At 62.7% G+C, this 19,002-nt stretch carries 16 protein-coding genes and 1 other RNA gene; 1 reads left to right on the top strand and 16 read right to left on the bottom strand.

Going from position 1 to position 19,002, the window contains the following annotated elements; genetic code table 11:
* Position 1 precedes the first annotated feature (1 nt).
* The 16 genes from murC to C5J22_RS11345 all read right to left on the bottom strand — a co-directional run bounded on the left by murC (position 2) and on the right by C5J22_RS11345 (position 17,446).
* Positions 2–1,411: a UDP-N-acetylmuramate--L-alanine ligase gene (gene murC, locus C5J22_RS11270; RefSeq protein WP_046633525.1), complete on the bottom strand. Its 1,410-nt coding sequence runs from the start codon at positions 1,409–1,411 to the stop codon at positions 2–4.
* Positions 1,408–2,532, bottom strand: a complete 1,125-nt coding sequence (murG, locus tag C5J22_RS11275) for an undecaprenyldiphospho-muramoylpentapeptide beta-N-acetylglucosaminyltransferase (RefSeq protein WP_105438297.1) — start codon at positions 2,530–2,532, stop codon at positions 1,408–1,410. The genes murC and murG overlap by 4 nt, the downstream gene beginning before the upstream one ends.
* A gap of 7 nt (positions 2,533–2,539) precedes the next feature.
* A complete protein-coding gene (ftsW, locus tag C5J22_RS11280) occupies positions 2,540–3,694 on the bottom strand; it encodes a putative lipid II flippase FtsW (RefSeq protein ID WP_105438298.1) in 1,155 nt (384 codons plus the stop codon).
* A gap of 25 nt (positions 3,695–3,719) precedes the next feature.
* Positions 3,720–5,117 (bottom strand): UDP-N-acetylmuramoyl-L-alanine--D-glutamate ligase, encoded by a 1,398-nt coding sequence (gene murD / locus C5J22_RS11285; RefSeq protein WP_105438299.1) that lies wholly within the window; start codon positions 5,115–5,117, stop codon positions 3,720–3,722.
* A gap of 7 nt (positions 5,118–5,124) precedes the next feature.
* Entirely contained in the window at positions 5,125–6,228 is a 1,104-nt protein-coding gene (gene mraY / locus C5J22_RS11290; RefSeq protein ID WP_046633517.1) for a phospho-N-acetylmuramoyl-pentapeptide-transferase, read from the bottom strand.
* 30 nt (positions 6,229–6,258) lie between these two features.
* Positions 6,259–7,689, bottom strand: a complete 1,431-nt coding sequence (locus C5J22_RS11295; protein ID WP_105438300.1) for a UDP-N-acetylmuramoylalanyl-D-glutamyl-2,6-diaminopimelate--D-alanyl-D-alanine ligase — start codon at positions 7,687–7,689, stop codon at positions 6,259–6,261.
* Complete coding sequence (locus tag C5J22_RS11300) at positions 7,686–9,146, bottom strand: UDP-N-acetylmuramoyl-L-alanyl-D-glutamate--2,6-diaminopimelate ligase (protein WP_105438512.1); 1,461 nt, start codon at positions 9,144–9,146, stop codon at positions 7,686–7,688. Before C5J22_RS11300 ends, C5J22_RS11295 begins: the two co-directional genes overlap by 4 nt.
* 59 nt (positions 9,147–9,205) lie before the next feature.
* Positions 9,206–10,948, bottom strand: coding sequence for a penicillin-binding protein 2 (locus C5J22_RS11305; protein WP_105438301.1), 1,743 nt, complete (start codon positions 10,946–10,948; stop codon positions 9,206–9,208).
* Entirely contained in the window at positions 10,948–11,409 is a 462-nt protein-coding gene (locus C5J22_RS11310; protein ID WP_105400772.1) for a hypothetical protein, read from the bottom strand. The genes C5J22_RS11305 and C5J22_RS11310 overlap by 1 nt, the downstream gene beginning before the upstream one ends.
* A 3-nt stretch (positions 11,410–11,412) precedes the next feature.
* A complete protein-coding gene (gene rsmH / locus C5J22_RS11315; RefSeq protein WP_105438302.1) occupies positions 11,413–12,438 on the bottom strand; it encodes a 16S rRNA (cytosine(1402)-N(4))-methyltransferase RsmH in 1,026 nt (341 codons plus the stop codon).
* Positions 12,439–12,452: 14 nt separating this feature from the next.
* Entirely contained in the window at positions 12,453–12,887 is a 435-nt protein-coding gene (mraZ, locus tag C5J22_RS11320) for a division/cell wall cluster transcriptional repressor MraZ (RefSeq protein WP_245440363.1), read from the bottom strand.
* Positions 12,888–13,335: 448 nt separating this feature from the next.
* Positions 13,336–13,770: RNase P RNA component class A (rnpB, locus tag C5J22_RS11325), an RNA gene on the bottom strand.
* A gap of 70 nt (positions 13,771–13,840) precedes the next feature.
* Positions 13,841–15,031, bottom strand: a complete 1,191-nt coding sequence (locus C5J22_RS11330; protein WP_105438303.1) for an FAD-binding oxidoreductase — start codon at positions 15,029–15,031, stop codon at positions 13,841–13,843.
* Between the two features lie 67 nt (positions 15,032–15,098).
* Complete coding sequence (locus C5J22_RS11335; RefSeq protein ID WP_105438304.1) at positions 15,099–15,695, bottom strand: lytic transglycosylase domain-containing protein; 597 nt, start codon at positions 15,693–15,695, stop codon at positions 15,099–15,101.
* Between the two features lie 243 nt (positions 15,696–15,938).
* A complete protein-coding gene (locus C5J22_RS11340) occupies positions 15,939–16,700 on the bottom strand; it encodes an N-acetylmuramoyl-L-alanine amidase (protein ID WP_105438305.1) in 762 nt (253 codons plus the stop codon).
* Positions 16,697–17,446, bottom strand: coding sequence for a DnaJ family molecular chaperone (locus C5J22_RS11345; RefSeq protein ID WP_172724343.1), 750 nt, complete (start codon positions 17,444–17,446; stop codon positions 16,697–16,699). The genes C5J22_RS11340 and C5J22_RS11345 overlap by 4 nt, the downstream gene beginning before the upstream one ends.
* A gap of 327 nt (positions 17,447–17,773) precedes the next feature.
* Between C5J22_RS11345 and C5J22_RS11350 the strand changes: the two genes are divergently transcribed.
* Positions 17,774–18,985 (top strand): pyrophosphate--fructose-6-phosphate 1-phosphotransferase, encoded by a 1,212-nt coding sequence (locus C5J22_RS11350; RefSeq protein ID WP_105438306.1) that lies wholly within the window; start codon positions 17,774–17,776, stop codon positions 18,983–18,985.
* The last annotated feature ends 17 nt before the right edge of the window (positions 18,986–19,002 follow it).

A 19,002-nucleotide genomic window follows, 5' to 3' on the forward strand; every position in this document is an offset into this window, starting at 1 on the left:
CCTACTGTCCCGATATGCTTTCCAGTTCCTTCGGCAACGCCGCGGCCCACTGTGTGATATTGCCCGCTCCCAGAAGAACCACGAAATCACCCGGCTTCGCAATGCCCGATACAATCGAAGCGAGTTCTGTCGGTGACGCCATGTATCTTGCGTCGCGATGGCCGCCCGAACGGATGCGCGAAATCAGCGTTTCAGAATTGGCACCTTCGATCGGTTCCTCGCCGGCGGCGTAGACCGGCGCCAGGATGATGCTGTCGGCATCGTTGAAGCAATTGGCAAAATCCTCGAAGAGGCTCGACAGACGCGTGTAACGGTGCGGCTGGTGCACCGCGATGATGCGGCCCTGGCACGATTCGCGGGCTGCCCGCAGCACGGCCTTGATCTCCACCGGATGGTGACCGTAGTCGTCAAAGATCGAAACGCCGTTCCAGGTCCCTGTCAATGTGAAGCGCCGCTTGACGCCGCTGAAATTGGCGAGCCCCTTGCGGATATCCTCTTCCGAGATGCCGAGCCGGTTGGCGACGGCGATCGCGGCGGTGGCGTTGGAAATGTTGTGGCGCCCGGGCATCGGCAGTGCAAGATCCTTGAATTGGAACACCCGGCCGGTGCGGCGACGGCGGATTTCCACGTCGAAGATCGACTTGGTGCCTTCCATGCGGACATTCGAGAAACGCGCATCCGCCTGGGGGTTTTCGCCATAGGTGACGATCTTGCGGTCTTCGATGCGGCCGACCAGCGCCTGCACTTCCGGATGATCCAGGCAGAGCACGCCGAACCCGTAGAACGGCACGTTCTCGACGAACTGCCGGAAGGCGGCGCGCACCGCGTCGAAATTGCCGTAATGATCGAGATGCTCGGGATCGATATTGGTGACGACGGCGACATCGGCGGGCAGCTTCAGGAAGGTGCCGTCCGATTCGTCGGCCTCGACCACCATCCACTCGCCCTCACCCATGCGGGCATTGGTGCCATAGGCGTTGATGATGCCGCCGTTGATGACGGTCGGGTCGAGGCTGCCTGCCTCCAGCAGCGCGGCGACCATCGAGGTCGTAGTGGTCTTGCCATGTGTGCCGCCGATGGCGATCGCATTGCGGAAGCGCATCAGCTCGGCGAGCATTTCGGCGCGGCGGACGATCGGCAGCGATTTTTCGCGCGCGGCCATCAGCTCCGGATTGTTCTTCTTGATCGCGGTCGAGACGACGACCACCTCGGAATCGCCGATATTCTCGGCCTGGTGGCCGACGAAGACCGGGATGCCCTTGTCGCGCAGGCGCTGGACATTGGCGCCGTCGGCCTGGTCGGATCCCTGGACCTTGTGACCGAGATTATGCAGCACCTCGGCGATACCGCTCATGCCGATACCGCCGATGCCGATGAAATGAACGAGCCCTATGGCCTTCGGCATCTTCATGCGCGCACTCCCTTGAATTCCGAAATCGATTTCCGCTCCGCGATCGCCACGACCAGATCCGCAAGCTGGCCGGTTGCATTCGGCCGTCCGGCGGACTTGGCAGCCGCTGCCATTCTTTCGAGCTTATCCGGATCCTTCATCGCACCCGAAATGATCGAGGCGAGCTTTTCCGGGGAAAGCTCCGACTGCGGCACGACTTTCGCACCGCCGGTCGCCACCAGCGCCGCGGCATTGGCCGCCTGGTCATGATCCAGAGCATGCGGGTAAGGCACGAGAATGGCCGGCCGGCCGATCACCGCAATTTCCGACACCGTCGAGGCACCGGAGCGGCAGATGACCAGATGTGCGGTCGCCAGCCGTTCGGCCATGTCGGAGAAGAACGACGAGATATCGGCGGGTGCCTTGAGCTTGGCAAAGCAGGAGCTGACCCGATCCTTGTCTTCCGGACGCGCCTGCTGGGTAACGACGACACGATCGCGCTCGATCTGGTCGAGCAGGCTGAGCGCCGTCGGCACGGCCGACGAAAAGAACTGCGCGCCCTGGCTGCCGCCAAACACGACCAGCCGGAACGGATCGTCGCCGCGAGAGGCGACATAGGGAATATTGGATGCCGCAAGCACGGCCGGACGCACCGGATTGCCCGTCGTGACGGTCTTGTCCGCATAGGGACCGCTGCCCTCCGGCAGGAACCCGCCGGCGATCGCCTGGACCTTGGCGGCCAGCGCCTTGTTGGCGCGGCCCATCACGGCGTTCTGTTCATGGATCATCGTCGGCACGCCCATGGCGGTCGAGGCCATCAGCGGCGGCACGGTCGGGTAACCGCCGAAGCCGACCACGGCAAGCGGCTTCAGGCGGCCGATCAGGCGGCGCGCGGCCCGCAGGCCCGTCCACAGCTTCCAGCCGGTGCGGGCGAGCGCGATCGGGTTCTTGGATCCGAACGTGGCGGACGGAACGACATGGATTTCGTCGGCTGGAAATGTGCCGGCGTAACGCTCGGCCCGGCTGTCGGTGACGAGGTGCACGGAATAACCGCGCGCCCTCAGTTCGTGTCCCAGCGCTTCCGCCGGAAACACATGACCGCCGGTTCCCCCGGCGGCAAGCAATATGATGCCCTTGGTCATTCGACTTTTACTCCGCGGGTACGCCCTGGGCGACCCGGAACAGGCTCCGCTCCTGCGCTCGCTTCTCCGGACGATGGCGAGTCAGCGCCAGGATGAAGCCTGCAGTGATGCAGATCGCGATCATCGAGGAGCCGCCATAGGAGATCAAGGGGAGCGTCATGCCCTTGGCCGGCATGAGTTCGAGATTAACGCCGATATTGATGAGCGACTGCATGCCGATCTGCAGCACGAGGCCAGCGACCGCGAACCGGTTGAAGTCGTTGCGCTCCTTGAAGGCGTGGTTCAGGCCGCGCAGCACGATGAAGGCGAAGATCGCCACAAGTGCCATACAGAAGATAATGCCGAATTCTTCGGCTGCAACGGAGAACACGAAGTCCGTGTGGCTGTCCGGCAGGATGCGCTTGACGATGCCCTCGCCAGGCCCCTGCCCGAACCAGCCGCCCTGCAGGATCGCTTCATGCGCGGTCTCGATCTGGAAGCGGTCACCCTCGCCGGTCAGGAACTTGTCGAAACGAGCCGTCACGTGCGGCAGCATGTAATAGGCAGTAACGATGCCACCGGCACCGACGCCGCCGAGCATGACGATCCACAGCCAGGGCATGCCGGCCATGAAGAACATGCCGCCCCAGACGACGCTGGTCAAAATCGTCTGGCCAAGGTCGGGCTGGGCGACGAGCAGTGCCGCGACGATGCCGAACAGGATGATCGCGAAGAGATTACCAGGGATTTCCGGCTGCCGCGCGTGCTCGGCAAACAGCCAGGCGCAGACGACGACGAAGGCCGGTTTCATGAATTCCGACGGCTGGATCGAGAACATGCCGACGCCGATCCAGCGCCGCGATCCCTTGACCTCGACGCCGAAGAACAGCGCCAGCACCATCAGCGTCAGCGAGATGATCAAAAGGACGATCGCGGTCCGCCGCACCTGCCGCGGCGTCAGGAAGGACAGGCCGACCATCACCACCAGCGACGGCAGCAGGAACAGCGCGTGACGCTCGACGAAGTGGAAGCTGTTGAGGCCGATACGCTCGGCGACCGCCGGCGACGCCGCGAAGGAGAGCATGAAACCGACGCCCATCAGCAAAACGAAGGCGACGAGGAAGAAACGGTCGATCGTCCAGAACCAGTCTGCGAGCGGCCCACGGTCTGCGCGGCTTACCATCTGTCGTTCCCCTTTTCCGTCTCGATCAATCTAAATCGACCAACATCGTGACGCCGTCGAGACCCGCGACATGGCCGACAAAGGCATCGCCGCGAACCTCGAAATTCTTGAACTGATCGAAGCTGGCGCAGGCCGGCGACAACATCACCGCGGACGGTGTCGTATCGGCTCCTGCATTCGCCGCGGCATGCGCGACCGCCTTTTCGAGCGTGCCCGAAATCTCGTAGGGCACCGCCTCGCCAAGCGTCGCCGCGAATGCCGGTGCGGCTTCTCCGATCAGATAGGCCTTGACGATACGCGGGAAGAGTGGAGCGAGGCTGACTATGCCGCCCTCCTTCGGCAGGCCGCCGGCAATCCAGTAGATGCGGTCGTAGCTGGAGAGCGCCGGCGCTGCGGCATCCGCATTAGTCGCCTTCGAATCGTTGACGAACACCACTTGGCCCCGGCGGCCGACCGGCTGCATCCGATGCTTCAGACCGGGGAAGGATTTCAGTCCCGCCCGGATCTCGTCCCGCGACACGCCGACCGCCAGGCAGGCGGCGATGGCCGCGGCCGCGTTCTGGGCATTGTGGCTGCCCTTGAGCGTCTGGATGCCGTCGAGATCGACAAGCACCGACGTCGCACCGCCATGCGCCTCGATGATCCGGCTGCCCTCGGCATAAAGACCGTCGGCAACGACGACCCGCTTGGAAATCCGCTTGACCGCGACACCGGCCCGCTCGACGCGGTCGGCGATGAGGGCGCAGAACGAATCGTCGACGCCGATCACGGCGGTGCCGCTGCCGGCAACCAGCCGTTCCTTGACGTCGGCATAGTGCTGCATGGTGCCGTGGCGGTCGAGATGATCAGGCGTCAGGTTGAGCAGGATGCCGGCGGTCGGGTTGAGCGTCGGCGCCAGATCGATCTGGTAGGACGAGCATTCGACGACGAAATAACGCTCCGCCTTCGGCGGATCGAGCGTCAGGATCGCGGTGCCGATATTGCCGCCGAGCTGGGTATCGCGGCCGCTCGACTTGAGGATATGGGCGATCAGCGCTGTGGTCGTCGACTTGCCGTTGGTGCCGGTAATGGCGATGAACGGGCAATCCGGCGCATGCGCCCGGCGCTCGCGCACGAAAAGCTCGACATCGCCGATGATCTCGACGCCGGCGGACCGGGCAAGGTCAACGCTCCAATGCGGTTTCGGATGGGTGAGCGGCACGCCCGGCGACAGCACGAAGGCGGCTTGGACAGACCAGTCGATGCCGCGCAGATCGGCGGTCGCGATCCCCTCGGCGGTCGCCTTGGCAACGCTGTCGGGATTGTCGTCCCAGGCGACCACCTTCGCGCCGCCGGCAACCAAGGCCCTGGCCGTGGCCAGCCCCGAGCCACCGAGGCCGAACAGTGCGACCGGCTTGTCCTTGAATGTGGTGACCGCGATCATCGCCGTGTCACCGCAGCTTGAGCGTCGACAAGCCGAGCATGGCAAGGCCGACGGCAATGATCCAGAAGCGGATCACCACCTGGCTTTCCGTCCAGCCGAGCTTTTCGAAATGGTGGTGGATCGGCGCCATCAGGAAGACGCGCCGGCCGGTCATCTTGAAGAAACCGACCTGAATGATCACCGACAGCGTCTCCATGACGAACAGGCCGCCGACGATCGCCATGACGATCTCGTGCTTCGTGGCAACCGCAACCGACCCGATCAGGCCACCGAGTGCCAGCGATCCCGTATCACCCATGAAAATGGCGGCCGGCGGGGCGTTGAACCAGAGGAATCCGAGACCCGCTCCGATCACCGCGCCGAGGATGACGGCGAGCTCGCCGGTGCCGGGCACAAAATTGATCTGCAGGTATCCCGCAAATACCGCGTTGCCGGCGAGATAGGCGATGACGCCGAAAGAGGCCGCGGCGATCATGACAGGCACGATTGCGAGCCCGTCGAGCCCGTCCGTCAGGTTCACGGCATTGCCGGCCGCCACGATGACGAAACCGCCGAACAGCACGAAGAAGACGCCGAGATTGATGAACAGGTCCTTGAAGAAAGGGAAGGCGACCGAAGTGCCGAGCGTCGGATTGCTCGACTGGCCGGTGGCGAGCGCCACCCGCATCATGAAGAAGACCGCGATGCCGGCGATCACGAACTCGATGCCGAGGCGGGCCTTGCCGGAAAAACCCTTGTCGGTCTGCTTGGTGACCTTGAGATAGTCGTCATAGAAGCCGATCGCGCCGAAACCCAGCGTGACGAGCAGGGTCGCCACCACATAGACGTTGGAAAGGTCGGCCCACAGCAGCGAGCCGCCGACGATACCGGCGAGAATCATCAGCCCGCCCATGGTCGGCGTGCCGGCCTTCTTGAAATGGGTCTGCGGCCCGTCGGCGCGGATCGGCTGTCCCTTGCCCTGACGCAGGCGAAGCGATGCGATGATCATCGGCCCGAACAGGAAGACGATCAGCGCAGACGTAAAGAGCGCAGCGCCCGTCCTGAAGGTGATGTACCGGAACAGGTTGAAAAATTGGACTTTGTCCGCCAGTTCCACAAGCCAGATCAGCATTCAGCGCCCTTTCTAGAAGCCGCGTCTCAATTAGTGGCGTTCCGTGTCGGAGAATGCCGGGTAGTTGTCAATAAGCGCGGCCACGATCTTGCCGAAACCGATGCCAAGCGAGGATTTCACCATCACCACGTCGCCGGGGATCACCGAGCGCACCACGAAATCGGCGAGATCCGCGGTTTTTTCGTAATATTGCACGTCGACGCTGTCGGGCAGCGCGTCGCGCAGCGCCGTCATTTCCGCACCCGCCAGCCAGACATGTTCGATGCCGGCGGCGAGCAGCGGACCTGCCAGCTCCTCGTGCACCTTGGCGGAAAACTCGCCCATTTCCAGCATGTCGCCAAGGACCGCGATCCGCCGGCCGGTCAGTTCCGGCATCGCCGCCGCCAGAAGCGCGATCCCCGCCCGCATCGAGGCCGGGTTGGCGTTGTAGCTCTCGTCGATCAGGGTCAGATGGCCTTCGCCAATGCCGAGGCGGTGGCGCTCGCCCCTGCCCTTGACCGGCTTCAGCGCCGCGAGCGCCGCCATGGCACCGGCCATGTCTGCGCCGACCAGCAGGCAGGCGCCGAGGACTGCCATCACGTTCTCGGCGATGTGGCGGCCGGGAGCGCCGATATGGACTTCCGAGGTCTCGCCGTTCAGCACCGCCCAGACCACCGAGTTTTCCCCGTTGCCTTCGAAATCCGCCAGCCGGAAATCCGCCTTGGCGTGCTGGCCGAAAGTGTGGACATGCGAGACGCCCGCTTCCTGCGCCTTTTTCTGCAGAAAGCCGAACTGCTTGATGTCGCGATTGAGGATCGCCGAACCGCCAGGCTCCAGGCCTTCGAAAATCTCGGCCTTGGCGCTCGCAATCTCCTCGAGGTTCTTGAAATGGCCGAGATGGGCGGCGGCGATCGTGGTGATGATCGCCACATGCGGGCGTACCATCTTGACCAGGGGGCGGATTTCGTCGGGATGGTTCATGCCGATCTCGAAGACCCCGAAATCGGTATCTGCCGGCATGCGGGCGAGTGTCAGCGGCACGCCCCAGTGATTGTTGAAGGACGCGACGGCTGCATGCACCTTCCCGGAAGGCGCAAGCGCATGGCGCAGCATCTCCTTGGTGGTGGTCTTGCCGACCGAACCGGTCACCGCGACGATACGGGCCCTGCTGCGGTCACGCGCCGCAAGCGCCAATTTGCCAAGAGCGGCGAGAACGTCCTCCACCACGATCATCGGCACCGTCAATTTGCCGAGCGCAGGCAGTTTCGCCTCGTTGACGACGATCAGCGTCGCACCGTTGGCAACCGCGAGACTTGCATAGTCATGACCGTCGACGCGATCGCCCTTGATAGCGAAAAAAGCCTCGTCCTGGCCGATGGAACGGCTGTCGATCGAGATGCCGGTGATGCCCGCCGGAAGCGCACCGATCGGCCGGCCGCCCATGGCAGACGTCAAATCCTCGGAGGTCCATAGCCAGCTCACGATTTCATCTCCTCCAGTGCCTTGCCGACTTCGACGTGATCGGAAAACGGCAGGACCGTCGTGCCGATCGTCTGGCCGTGTTCATGGCCCTTGCCCGCGACGATCAGCGTATCGCCGGCCCGCAGCATATTGACTGCCTGGCGGATCGCCTTGGCCCGGTCGCCGATCTCGATTGCGCCCGGAGCCGCCGCCATGATCTCGGAACGGATCACCTCGGGAACCTCGGAACGCGGATTGTCGTCGGTGACGATGACGATATCGGCAAGCCGCGTCGCCACGTCACCCATGATCGGCCGCTTGCCCTTGTCGCGGTCGCCGCCGCAGCCGAACACCACGATGACCCGCCCGGTCGTGAACGGGCGCACGGAGGTCAGCACGTTTTCCAGCGCGTCCGGCTTGTGGGCATAATCCACATAGGCGAGCGCGCCGGCTTTTGTCTGGCCGATCAGTTCGAGACGACCCGAGGCGCCCACCAGCTTTTCGAGCGCGGCCATGGCGACCGCGGCCGGAACTCCGGTCGACATCGCAAGTCCTGCCGCGACCAGCGCGTTCGCCACCTGGAAATCACCGGCAAGCGGAATATCGACTTCGAAAATCTGGTCGCCGATGTGGATTTCGGCCATCTGCTTGTGCCGGAAATGCTCGACGCGCTTGAGGCACAGATAATCGCCCTTTCGACCGACGGTGCGGACTTCGAGGTCAGCAGCCGTCGCCACCCGCATCGCCTCTTCCGACCAGGCGTCGTCGGCGAAGATGACGGCAGGCGAGCCTTTCGGCATCAGCGTATCGAAGAGCCGCATTTTGGTGGCCATGTAGCTTTCGATCGTCGGATGGTAGTCCATGTGGTCACGGCCGAGATTGGTGAAGCCGGCGGCGGAAAGACGCACGCCGTCGATCCGGCTCTGGTCGAGGCCATGGCTGGAAGCCTCCATGGCGGCATGGGTAACGCCTTCGGCAGCCAGTTCCGCCAGCAGCTGCTGCAAGTCGACCGGATCCGGCGTGGTCAGCGTTCCGTAGTCGTTGCGGGTGGGCGAGACGACGCCGGTCGTGCCGATCTGTGCCGCGGCATGGCCGGCATGCGCCCAGATCTGGCGGGTGAACGAGGCGACGGAGGTCTTGCCGGCGGTGCCGGTGACGGCAACCATGGTTTCCGGCTGCGCATGGTAGAAACGGGCGGCTGCCAGCGCCAGCAGCCGGCGCGGATTGGAAACGGCAAGAACCGGAATGCCCGCTTCCGCCGAATGCCCTGCGATCGCCGCGACAGCACCGCGCGTGGCGGCATCGCCGATATAGCTCGAACCGTCCGCCTTGGTGCCTGCGAGTGCCGCAAAGAGCATGCCGGGCAGAACCTTCCGGCTGTCGGACGTGAGGCCGGCCACATCGAGATCGCCTGCCGGTCCTGCCATCAGGTCGGCTATTTCCGGGAAATCCTGTCCAGCGAGTTCTCGCAATTTCATCGATTGATCGTCCATTCTGAGCGTCGTCCCCACGAATCGTCCGCTCAAGTTGTTATCGCTCAATAAGACACAAGCAGGGCAGAACCGTCATTGCCGAATTTCGGTTTCACACCCAGAATGGGCGCGGCGCGGGTGATGATCTCCTTGACCATCGGCGCGGCAGAAGTTGCGGCAAGCGCTGCGCCGTTGCCCTTGTCGGTCTTGGGTTCGTCGCAGAACGTCAAGACGACGTATTGCGGATTGTCCATCGGGAAGGCCGCGAGGAAGGCGTTGAAGTTCTTGTCATGGGCGTAACGTCCGTTGACGACCTTGTCTGCCGTGCCCGTCTTGCCGCCGACGTTGAAGCCTGCGACGCGGGCATTCCTGCCCGATCCGTTGGCGCCGTTCCATTCGAACAGGAAACGCATGTCCTTGCTGGTCGACGGCTTGAGCACCTGGGTAGCGACCTTGTCGGCTTCTGCTCGGTTGCGCGGCAGGAAGGTCGGCGGGATATATTTTCCGCCGTTGACGAGCGCTGCACCGGCAACCGCCGTCTGCAACGGCGTCGTCGAGACACCGTGGCCGAAGGAAATGGTGACCGAATTGATCTTCTTCCATTCGCGCGGCTGGCTCGGAGAGGCGACTTCCGGAAGCTCCGTCCGCATTTTCGTCAGCAGGCCGAGCTTGGTCAGGAAATCCTTGTGACCTTCGATTCCGACCGTATCGGCAATCTTGGCGGTGCCGATGTTGGACGAATACTGGAAGATTTCAGGCACGCTCAGCACGCGACCCTTGCCGTGGAAATCCTTGATCGTGAAGCCGCCGATGCGGATCGGGAACCGGGCGTCGAACGTGCTCTGAAGGTTCACCTTGCCGGAATCGAGGCCCATGGCGATCGTGAAGGACTTGAAGGTCGAGCCCATTTCGAACGTGCCGTTCGACATGCGGTTGAACCATCCCTCCTCGCCGCCTTCGGCCGGATTGTTGGGATCGAAATCGGGCGCGGACGCCATGGCGACGATTTCGCCGGTATGGACATCGAGAACGACCGCGCCGGCGCCGATGGACCGGTACTTGCTGATCGCCTCGGACACGACATCACGGACGATCGACTGGACACGCAGGTCGATGGACAGCTTGACCGGCTCCAGCGGCTGGCTGGAAGTCATGCCGACGGCCGCAAGATCGGCAAGCCCCTGATTGTCGACGTAACGCTCCATGCCGGCAACGCCGCGGTTGTCGATATTGACATAACCGACGACATGCGCGGCGGTGGGGCCGCCCGGGTAGAAACGGCGTTTCTCGGGCCGAAAACCGATGCCCGGAATGCCGAGCGCCAGGATCTGGCTCTGCTGCTTCGGCGTCAACTGGCGGCGCAGCCACTGGAAACGCGAGTTCGAGGTCAGCTTCGAATAGGTGCCCTTGACGTCGAGGTCGTTCAGAACCGTCGAGAGCTTCTCGATCACCTCGTCGGCATCGACGATCTTGTTGGGCTCGGCAAACAGCGAAACGGTGCGGATGTCGGTCGCCAGAACCGCGCCGTTGCGGTCGACGAGGTCGGGGCGCGACGCCAAAAGGCGGTCCGCCGGCAGGATGCTCGACGTCGTCAGCGGCTGCGCGACGCCATATTGCATCAGCCGGCCGCCGACGACGCAGTAGAAGACCGTGAAACCGGCGATCAGCAGGCCGACGCGGTTTTTCGCCTGGGCGGACTTGCGCTTGCGGGTCCCCTCGAAGGAGGCCTTCTCGGAGCCGCGGCCACGGCTGCCGGAGGAGAAATGCGCGCGGCTCTTGACGATCATGATGCGGGACAGGAAAGACATCAGCGTTTCACCGATCCTGTGGAAATGACTTCGATGGGACCGCGCCGCTGCGGCACGGGAATTTTGGCGGCAGGCTTGGCCTTGGCGGCGGCAACCCCCTTCAGCGCGGCGGCAACCTCGCTGTTCTTTCCGGCGATGATGTCCTCGATCGTGGTCTCGGGTTGCGGAAGCCGGGCCTTGGGCATCGGCAGTTCCTTCGGCATCGCAAGCTGCGTCGTCTCCGTGGGAGCCAGTGCCAGCTCGGAACTGTAGACGTTGATCAGCCGGTGCAGGCGGTTTGGCTGGGTCAGCAGGGCCCAGTCCGCCTTCAGGAGATCGATCGTATCTTTCTCCAGCTTGATTTCCGATTCGAGCCGGCGAACCTCGCTGAGTTTTTCATCGGCGCGGTGCTTGATCGAATAGGTGACGACGGCTGCTGCCGTCATCACGCCGATCAGGACAAGATCGAAGCTACGCAGCATGTATCAGGCTCCCATCTTTGCAAGGCTGGCGAGATCGGGCAGATCGAAAATGGACATGTCGGCCGACCGCGGCGGGGCTTCCGTCCGCACCCCGGCGCGAAGCTTGGCGGAACGGGCGCGCGGATTGAGTTCCGCCTCCTCGTCGCTCGCCGAGATCATCGACTTGCCGAGCGGTTCGAAGATCGCAGGCTTGGCCTCGACCATCGGCAGGTGGCGCGAGCCGGAGGCCTTGCCGGAACGATCGGCGAAGAACTGCTTGACGATCCGGTCTTCCAGCGAATGGAAGGTGACGACGACCAGCCGGCCGCCGGGCTTCAGCGCCCGCTCGGCGGCAAACAGCGCCTGCGCGAGCTCGCCGAGCTCGTCGTTGACGAAGACACGCAGCGCCTGGAAGACGCGGGTTGCCGGATGGATCTTGTCCTTGGCCTTGCGCGGATTGACCGTCTCGATGAGGTTGGCGAGTTCACGCGTCGTGGTGAAGGGTTCAGTCAGGCGACGCTTCTCGATGGCGCGGGCGATACGGCCCGAATGCTTTTCCTCACCGAGGAAACCGAAGATGCGCGTGAGGTCGCCGACCTTGGCGCGATTGACGACATCCGCGGCCGAGACGCCGCTCGCCGACATGCGCATGTCGAGCGGCCCATTTCGCTGGAAGGAAAAGCCGCGATCGGCCTCGTCGATTTGCATCGAGGAGACGCCGATATCGAGCACGATGCCATCGAGCCCGCCTTCCGGCGCGTGGTCGGCAAGGCTGGAGAACTGCGACTGAATGAGGTGGAGGCGACCCTTATGGGCATCTGCAAGCGCCTTGCCGGCGGCAATCGCATTCGGGTCGCGATCGAGCGCGATCACCTCGGCATCAGCGGCAAGGATCGCGGATGTATAACCGCCCGCCCCGAACGTACCGTCGAGAATGACCTTGCCAGCCCGAGGCTCGAGCGCCTCCAGAACTTCTTTCAGAAGAACCGGAATGTGACGAACCGGTCCGCCTTCGGGCTCGGTTGTTCCGTCGCCTGGATTCGCCGCCATTCCGTTCCCCTGTCTTACGCGGGACGCGAACCGAAGCGCCCCTCTCTCGCCGCCGCCTGCGCCTCGTGAAACGCCTGCGGCTGCCAAAGTTGAAAATGATCCGAGCGCCCAACGAAGGTAACATCCGAGCTGATTCCCGTGAAGTCGCGGATGAAATCCGTGACCATCAGCCGGCCCTCCGCATCGAGCCTCATGAAGACGCCGCCACCGTGTACGAGCAGCGACATCCGGTTCGCTTCCGGCGAAAACGGATCGACGGAGGCGATCTGCCGCTCGTAACGATCGAGCAGATCCGGCCCGCCGACGCTGATCGCCGGATAGGTGAAATCCTGGAGGCAATAAAGCTCCTGGATCCCGCGCTCCGAAAGAACCGAACGAAAACTCGCCGGAACGGAGACCCGTCCCTTCGCATCGATCCTGTTCGTCGCATTCGACAGGAAGCGGCTCATCACGCCAAACATCCGCTCCGTTATGGTTCAGGACGGAAGCCCGTCCACCCGTTGACACAACACCAAACACAGCTTCGCCGCCCGGATGGGCGGATAACCGCCCGGCCGTAGGACGACCGAAACTCAGGGGTTGGCGGGCGCTCATTCGCCCTTGTGCAGTGCGATTTTGGGATACCATGGGACCATATGGGCGTCAATGGGAGAAGCCCCGCTAGCCACTCCCAGATGGGATTTATTTATAAGCTGTTAAGTTTAACAAAGAGTTATCGGAGGGAGTGAAGAAACCGCCTCGGCAGTGTCCGACAAGTGAACTGTGGACACTTGTTAAGCTCCGACAAACAAAGGAGCTTTCGAAACTCCTGATATAACTCTGCACCGCAAAAAGCGGCCGCAGGACGTCTCTCCCTCGCCAAGGGCGCAGACAGAATCGCGACGGCGAGAGGAGGTAAACGCCAGTTGGCCTGTAAGCCGGGTTCTGTATGGCCCCGGTGCAAGCACCGGAACGTGGCAGCCATTCATCTGGGACGACATTTGCATGTCGCCTCACGCAACCCACCCGGATGACTGGCCCGGAAACAGGCTGTAGCCACGCTTTCACGCGGCCCGCGTCATCCCTATTCGGTCTTGCTCCCGGTGGGGTTTACCTTGCCGCCGCTGTTACCAGAAGCGCGGTGGGCTCTTACCCCACCCTTTCACCCTTACCCCGCTAGCTCTGCCGCTTTGTCGAAAGCGGTACAGCAAGCGGGGCGGTTTCCTTTCTGTGGCACTTTCCCTAGGGTCGCCCCCGCCGGACGTTATCCGGCACCGTGTTTCCGTGGAGCCCGGACTTTCCTCACCTTACCGCCTTTCGGCATTGGTAAAGCGCGGCTGCCCGGCCAACTGGCAGGCGGTCCATAACCGAGATGGAGAGCGAAAGCCATAGGCGAAAGGCAATCAGGCCGGAGATAATCGGCTTAGAGATAATCCGCCCGGAAATCCGTCGAATAGGCTTCATCCCGGATTTTCCCATGGAAGATCAGCTCGGCGCCGAGCCGGCCGATCTCGTCGGAACTCTTGGCCGCCGCCCCGCAGCCGCCGCTGAGGATGCCGATTCGGGAAGCTTGCGTCATGGCGATTGCCGGATATCCGGTCGGCGTGAACGAGGTGACGCAGGCCGCCATCGACGAGCGGGAGAGATCGAGTTCCGGCATCAGCCGCGTCATGATCTCGGCGAGCCGCGCCCTGGTGCTTTCCCGCCCGCCCGAGCGGAACCAGGCGCGGATGTCCGGCTCGGTCGGCAGCAGCAGATCGTCCGGATCGCCGCCGATCTTCAGATAGATCTTGCCATCGGGATACCGCACCGGCGGAAGGAGATAGATGCCGTCCTCGCCCTCGCGCCATTTCCAGATCAGCGAAGGCACCCTGCCCCAGATATCCATGGTGGCCTCGTCGACCTCGAAGAAGGCGACGGTGCGGGCATAGACGCTCAGGTCGAGGCGTGCGCCGAGCAGCCGTTCGTTGATCGAGAAACCTCCGGCTGCGACGAGCACTTTTTCGGCAACATAGCTGTTGCCCTCGCTGGTCGTGACGGTGACCTGATCGCCATCCTGTCGCACCGAGGAAACCGTTTCCGGAATGATTGCCGTGCCCTGGCGTTCGGCGATCAGAGCCTGGGCCTTCACCAGCCGGCGCGGATTGATGTGCCCGGCATTCCTAGGCTCCCAGACCCCCTCGCTCGCCTGCGGGAACGAGAAGAAACCGAACCGATCGGCAAGATCGAGATCCGACAGCGTCTCGGTCGAAACGCCGAGCTTGTCTGCCGCATCGAGGACGTTCGCGACATAAGAAGGTCCCTCGCCCCGCTTAGGGCCGACCAGCAAGCAGCCAGACTCGGAATAGAAATCCAAGCCGCTTTCGCGGGCGATCTCGCCGTAACGTTCGATCGAACGGTTGGCGAGGCGCGCCCACACGGGATCGGGATCGATCGTCCGGGTGATGCGCGCCTCGTCGTAGTGGCTGGCAAAGACGCCTTCATGGCGCCCGTAGTCCGCCGGCTCACCGGGACCGACCAACGCAATACCGTCGGTCCATTTCGAGAGGTAGCGGGCAGCCGCAGCGCCCATCATGCCCCTCCCGATCACGATAAATCTGAACCGCTCCGTCATGCCCTCGCCTTTCAATTCCACCGGCCGAAATGTCTTCTGTCAGAAGCACTTCTAGCCGTTTTCGGAATCAAAATGCCACAGGCGAAAGCGACGCAGTCTGTTCGGCCGTCTGCTCAGCGGTCTCGATCACCGCCTGCACCCTGCTGCAATAGCGCTTGGAAACCGGGTTCATGCGCTTGGCACCGTGGCCGGCATTGTATTTGAGAATGGTGCCGCAGATCTTGCCGCCGCCGAGTTCGTGCGCGCCGGCCAGGTATTTCATACCGTAGCGGATATTGGTCTCGGGATCGTAGAGGCCGTAGTCCGGCCCGCGGTAACCCATCAGCCTCGCCGTCGCCGGCTTGATCTGCATCAGCCCGATCTCGCCTGCACTGCCCTTGACGGTCGGACGGAAATTGCTCTCGATCTGTACCACCGCCAGCGCAAGCTCTTCAGGAACATCGTATTCGTCCGCATATTTCGAGATCAGTTGGGTATAATGAAGCTGCCGAACCAGGCGCCTGGCTTCGTCGGTGGGCGCGGCAAAACCGGTTTCGCGCGTTTCCCATGGAATGATGAGCGCCTTGGTGTAGGTGGTGACGGCGTCGTCCTCAGCACGCACGAGTTCGGTTCCCGCGACCAGCATGGCAAGGCCCGCCGCGGCAGCAACAATCATAATATTCATGTAGGTGAAGTGTCTCCGGACCAACAGGAACCGCGGGTGTCGTTACGCAAACACCCTCTCAGCGCGTCGCCGGATTGACGGCGCGATGTTTTCACGAATCCTGGTCGTTTATCTCTGCAACCCCCGTCCAACATGGCGGCTGCCGTTAGCGGGTCCTTTAGACCGGGCTAATAAGGAGATGATGTGGCACTGCAAAATTTTGCGATTTCGACGCGGTCCCGAACGACCGGTGCGGCGCCCGCATTAATTGAATTTTGGCAAGGACTTGAGCAGGCGATGAAGTGTGTCGATCGTCGAAAAATCGGCGATCCCGTCGACCAACTGCGGCCTGAAATGACGCTGGAACGCCTCGACCACGCCCTTCGTGCGCTCGCAGAAATTTCCCGTGATTTCAATTCCGTAGCCGTAGAGCGACAGCATCGACTGCAATGCCTCGATAGGCTGGCCGCTCTCGCCGAACTGGAAAAACCGTCCGCCACGGATTTGCGCTGGATCGATCCAATGACCTATCCCGTCAAGGTACAGCTTTTCCCAGGGGAAATTTTCGCCCGGATCGACCTTGCGGATAGGGGCGACATCGGAATGTCCAAGCACCCTTTCCGGTCGGATTTGCCACCTTTGGCCGCAATCGCGACACAATTCGACGACGGCTTGGATCTGCGCGGACGGATAGTCCGGCAGGCCGCCGGGATGGCCTGGATTGGCGATCTCGATGCCGATCGAACAGGAATTGATGTCGGCCTCGCCCGCCCAGGAGCTCTTGCCGGCATGCCAGGCACGGCGATCCTCCGGCACGAGTTGCACCACGCCCCCGTCCTCGTGGACGAAATAGTGGCTCGAGACCTGGCTTTCCTCATTGCAGAGCCAGGAGAGCGCCTGGTCGCCGCTCGGCATGCCCGTGTAATGCAGGATGACCATGTCGGGCCTGCGCCCGCCGGCGCGCTCGCCGTGATTGGGGGAAGGCCTTACCGTCGCGCCGGCATAGTCGGCGTAAAACGGCATCATGCGGCGCGGCGCTCTTTCTCGATCGCCGCATAGGCGGCATTGAGCGCGGCCATGCGCTCATTGGCAGCGGCATGCAGCGAAGCCGGAACGCCGCGAGCGATCAGACGGTCCGGATGATGTTCGGACACCAGCGAGCGGTACTGCTTGCGGATCTTTGCGAAATCGTCTTCCGGCGAAACGCCGAGCACAAGATAGGGGTCTCGTCCGTCGAGATGCACGTGCCGCGCCATGATGCGGCGGAAATGCCCCTCGTCGATGCGGAAGATTTCGGCGATGCGGAAAAGGAAGGCAAGCTCCGCCTCGTGCACCAGGCCGTCCGCCTTGGCGATGTGGAACAGCCCGTCGACGACGTTTTCGAGCATCGGGCAGTTCGCAGCCTTGCCCGCGCCCGGGCTGCACAAGCCGGCGAGCTTGGTCGCATAGGCTTCGTAACCCGCGACATCCTGGCGCGCGAGGTTATAGAGGCGCGCGACGTTGCGGGCTTCCTCGTCGGGAAAATCGAATATCTGCTGAAAGGCCTTGACCTCGGCCTCGCTGACGATACCGTCAGCCTTCGCCATCTTGGCCGACAGCGCAATGATGGCGACCGAGAAAGACACCTGCCGGCGTGTTTCCGGATCACCCTCGAACGTCGTGCGGATCGCCTCGATGACACGGCCGAGCGCGTTCCCGGCCGCGTCGCCCATGGCGCCGAGAAGCCGTTCCCAAAGGGAGGAAAAGTGAAGGCAGGCAAAATCCCAGATCATGAGTGCAGTGGACCAGATTATAGTTGGGATTGCAAGGCGACCTACGGTCCGTCTTAGATTAAACTATGTTCATGTTTTCCGAACAATCACCGGCGCTCACAGACAGGTGACCCTGCACTTCGGGACAATTGCGAAGCCTCCGAATCTCTTTTTCCACAAGCGCGATCGAGGGGCCGCGGCAGTTGAATCGATTATATTAGGCTCTCCTGCGCCAAGAAGTCGAAGCTGCGGTTTTTCTTGAGAAATTCACTTTACAGGGGCTTGTCTCTGTCGCATCCATTCCAGCGGTTTTGAACTGTACGCGAGCATGCGCGTCAAGGAGGATCGATGGCCAAACAGAAAGTAGCAATGCTGACCGCAGGGGGCCTTGCGCCTTGCCTGTCTTCCGCCGTTGGCGGCCTGATCGAGCGCTACAACGACGTCGCGCCGGATATCGAGATGGTCGCCTACCGTTCCGGTTATCAGGGCGTCCTGCTCGGCGACCGCATCGAAATCACCACCGACATGCGCGAAAAGGCCCATCTGCTGCACCGCTACGGCGGCTCCCCGATCGGCAACAGCCGCGTCAAGCTCACCAATGCCGCAGACTGCGTCAAGCGCGGCCTCGTCAAGGAAGGTGAGAACCCGCTTCGCGTCGCCGCCGAGCGGTTGGCGGCCGATGGGATCACCATCCTCCACACGATTGGCGGCGACGACACCAACACCACGGCCGCCGACCTCGCAGCCTATCTCGGCGCCAATGGCTACGACCTGACCGTCGTCGGCCTGCCGAAGACCGTCGACAACGATATCGTGCCGATCCGCCAGTCGCTCGGCGCCTGGACGGCTGCCGAAGTCGGCGCCTCCTTCTTCGACAACGTTTCGAACGAGCAAAGTGCCGCTCCTCGCACATTTGTGATTCACGAAGTGATGGGACGTCACTGCGGCTGGCTTACCGCCGCGACTGCGCGGGCCTATATTCAGAAGACCAAAGGCAACGAATATGTCGAGGGCTTCATGATGAACAGCGCGATGAAGAACATCGATGGTGTCTACCTGCCCGAGATGGCCTTCGACCTCGACAAGGAGGCCGCGCGCCTCAAGGACGTCATGGACCAGCGCGGTTTCGTGACCTTGTTCGTTTCGGAAGGTGCCGGCCTCGATACGATCGTCGCCGAACGGGAAGCGGCAGGCGAAGCGATCAAGCGCGACGCGTTCGGCCATGTGAAGATCGACACGATCAATGTCGGCGGCTGGTTCCAGAAGCAGTTCGCGGCGCTGATCGGCGCCGATCGCTCGATGGTGCAGAAATCCGGCTACTTCGCCCGCTCGGCGCCGGCAAATGGCCAGGACCTGCGGCTCATCCAGGGCATGGTCGATCTCGCCGTCGAAAACGCATTGAACAAGGTCTCGGGCGTTACCGGCCACGACGAGGATCAGGGCGGAAAACTGCGCACGATCGAATTTCCCAGAATCAAGGGTGGAAAACATTTCGATCTGACTGCAAAATGGTTCGGCGAAGTGATGGATCATATCGGCCAGCCCTTCGAAGCGGCTTGAGACAGGAAATTAGCGGG

This window comes from Neorhizobium sp. T25_13, from assembly GCF_002968675.1.
GTDB classification, from domain to species: Bacteria; Pseudomonadota; Alphaproteobacteria; order Rhizobiales; family Rhizobiaceae; genus Neorhizobium; species Neorhizobium tomejilense.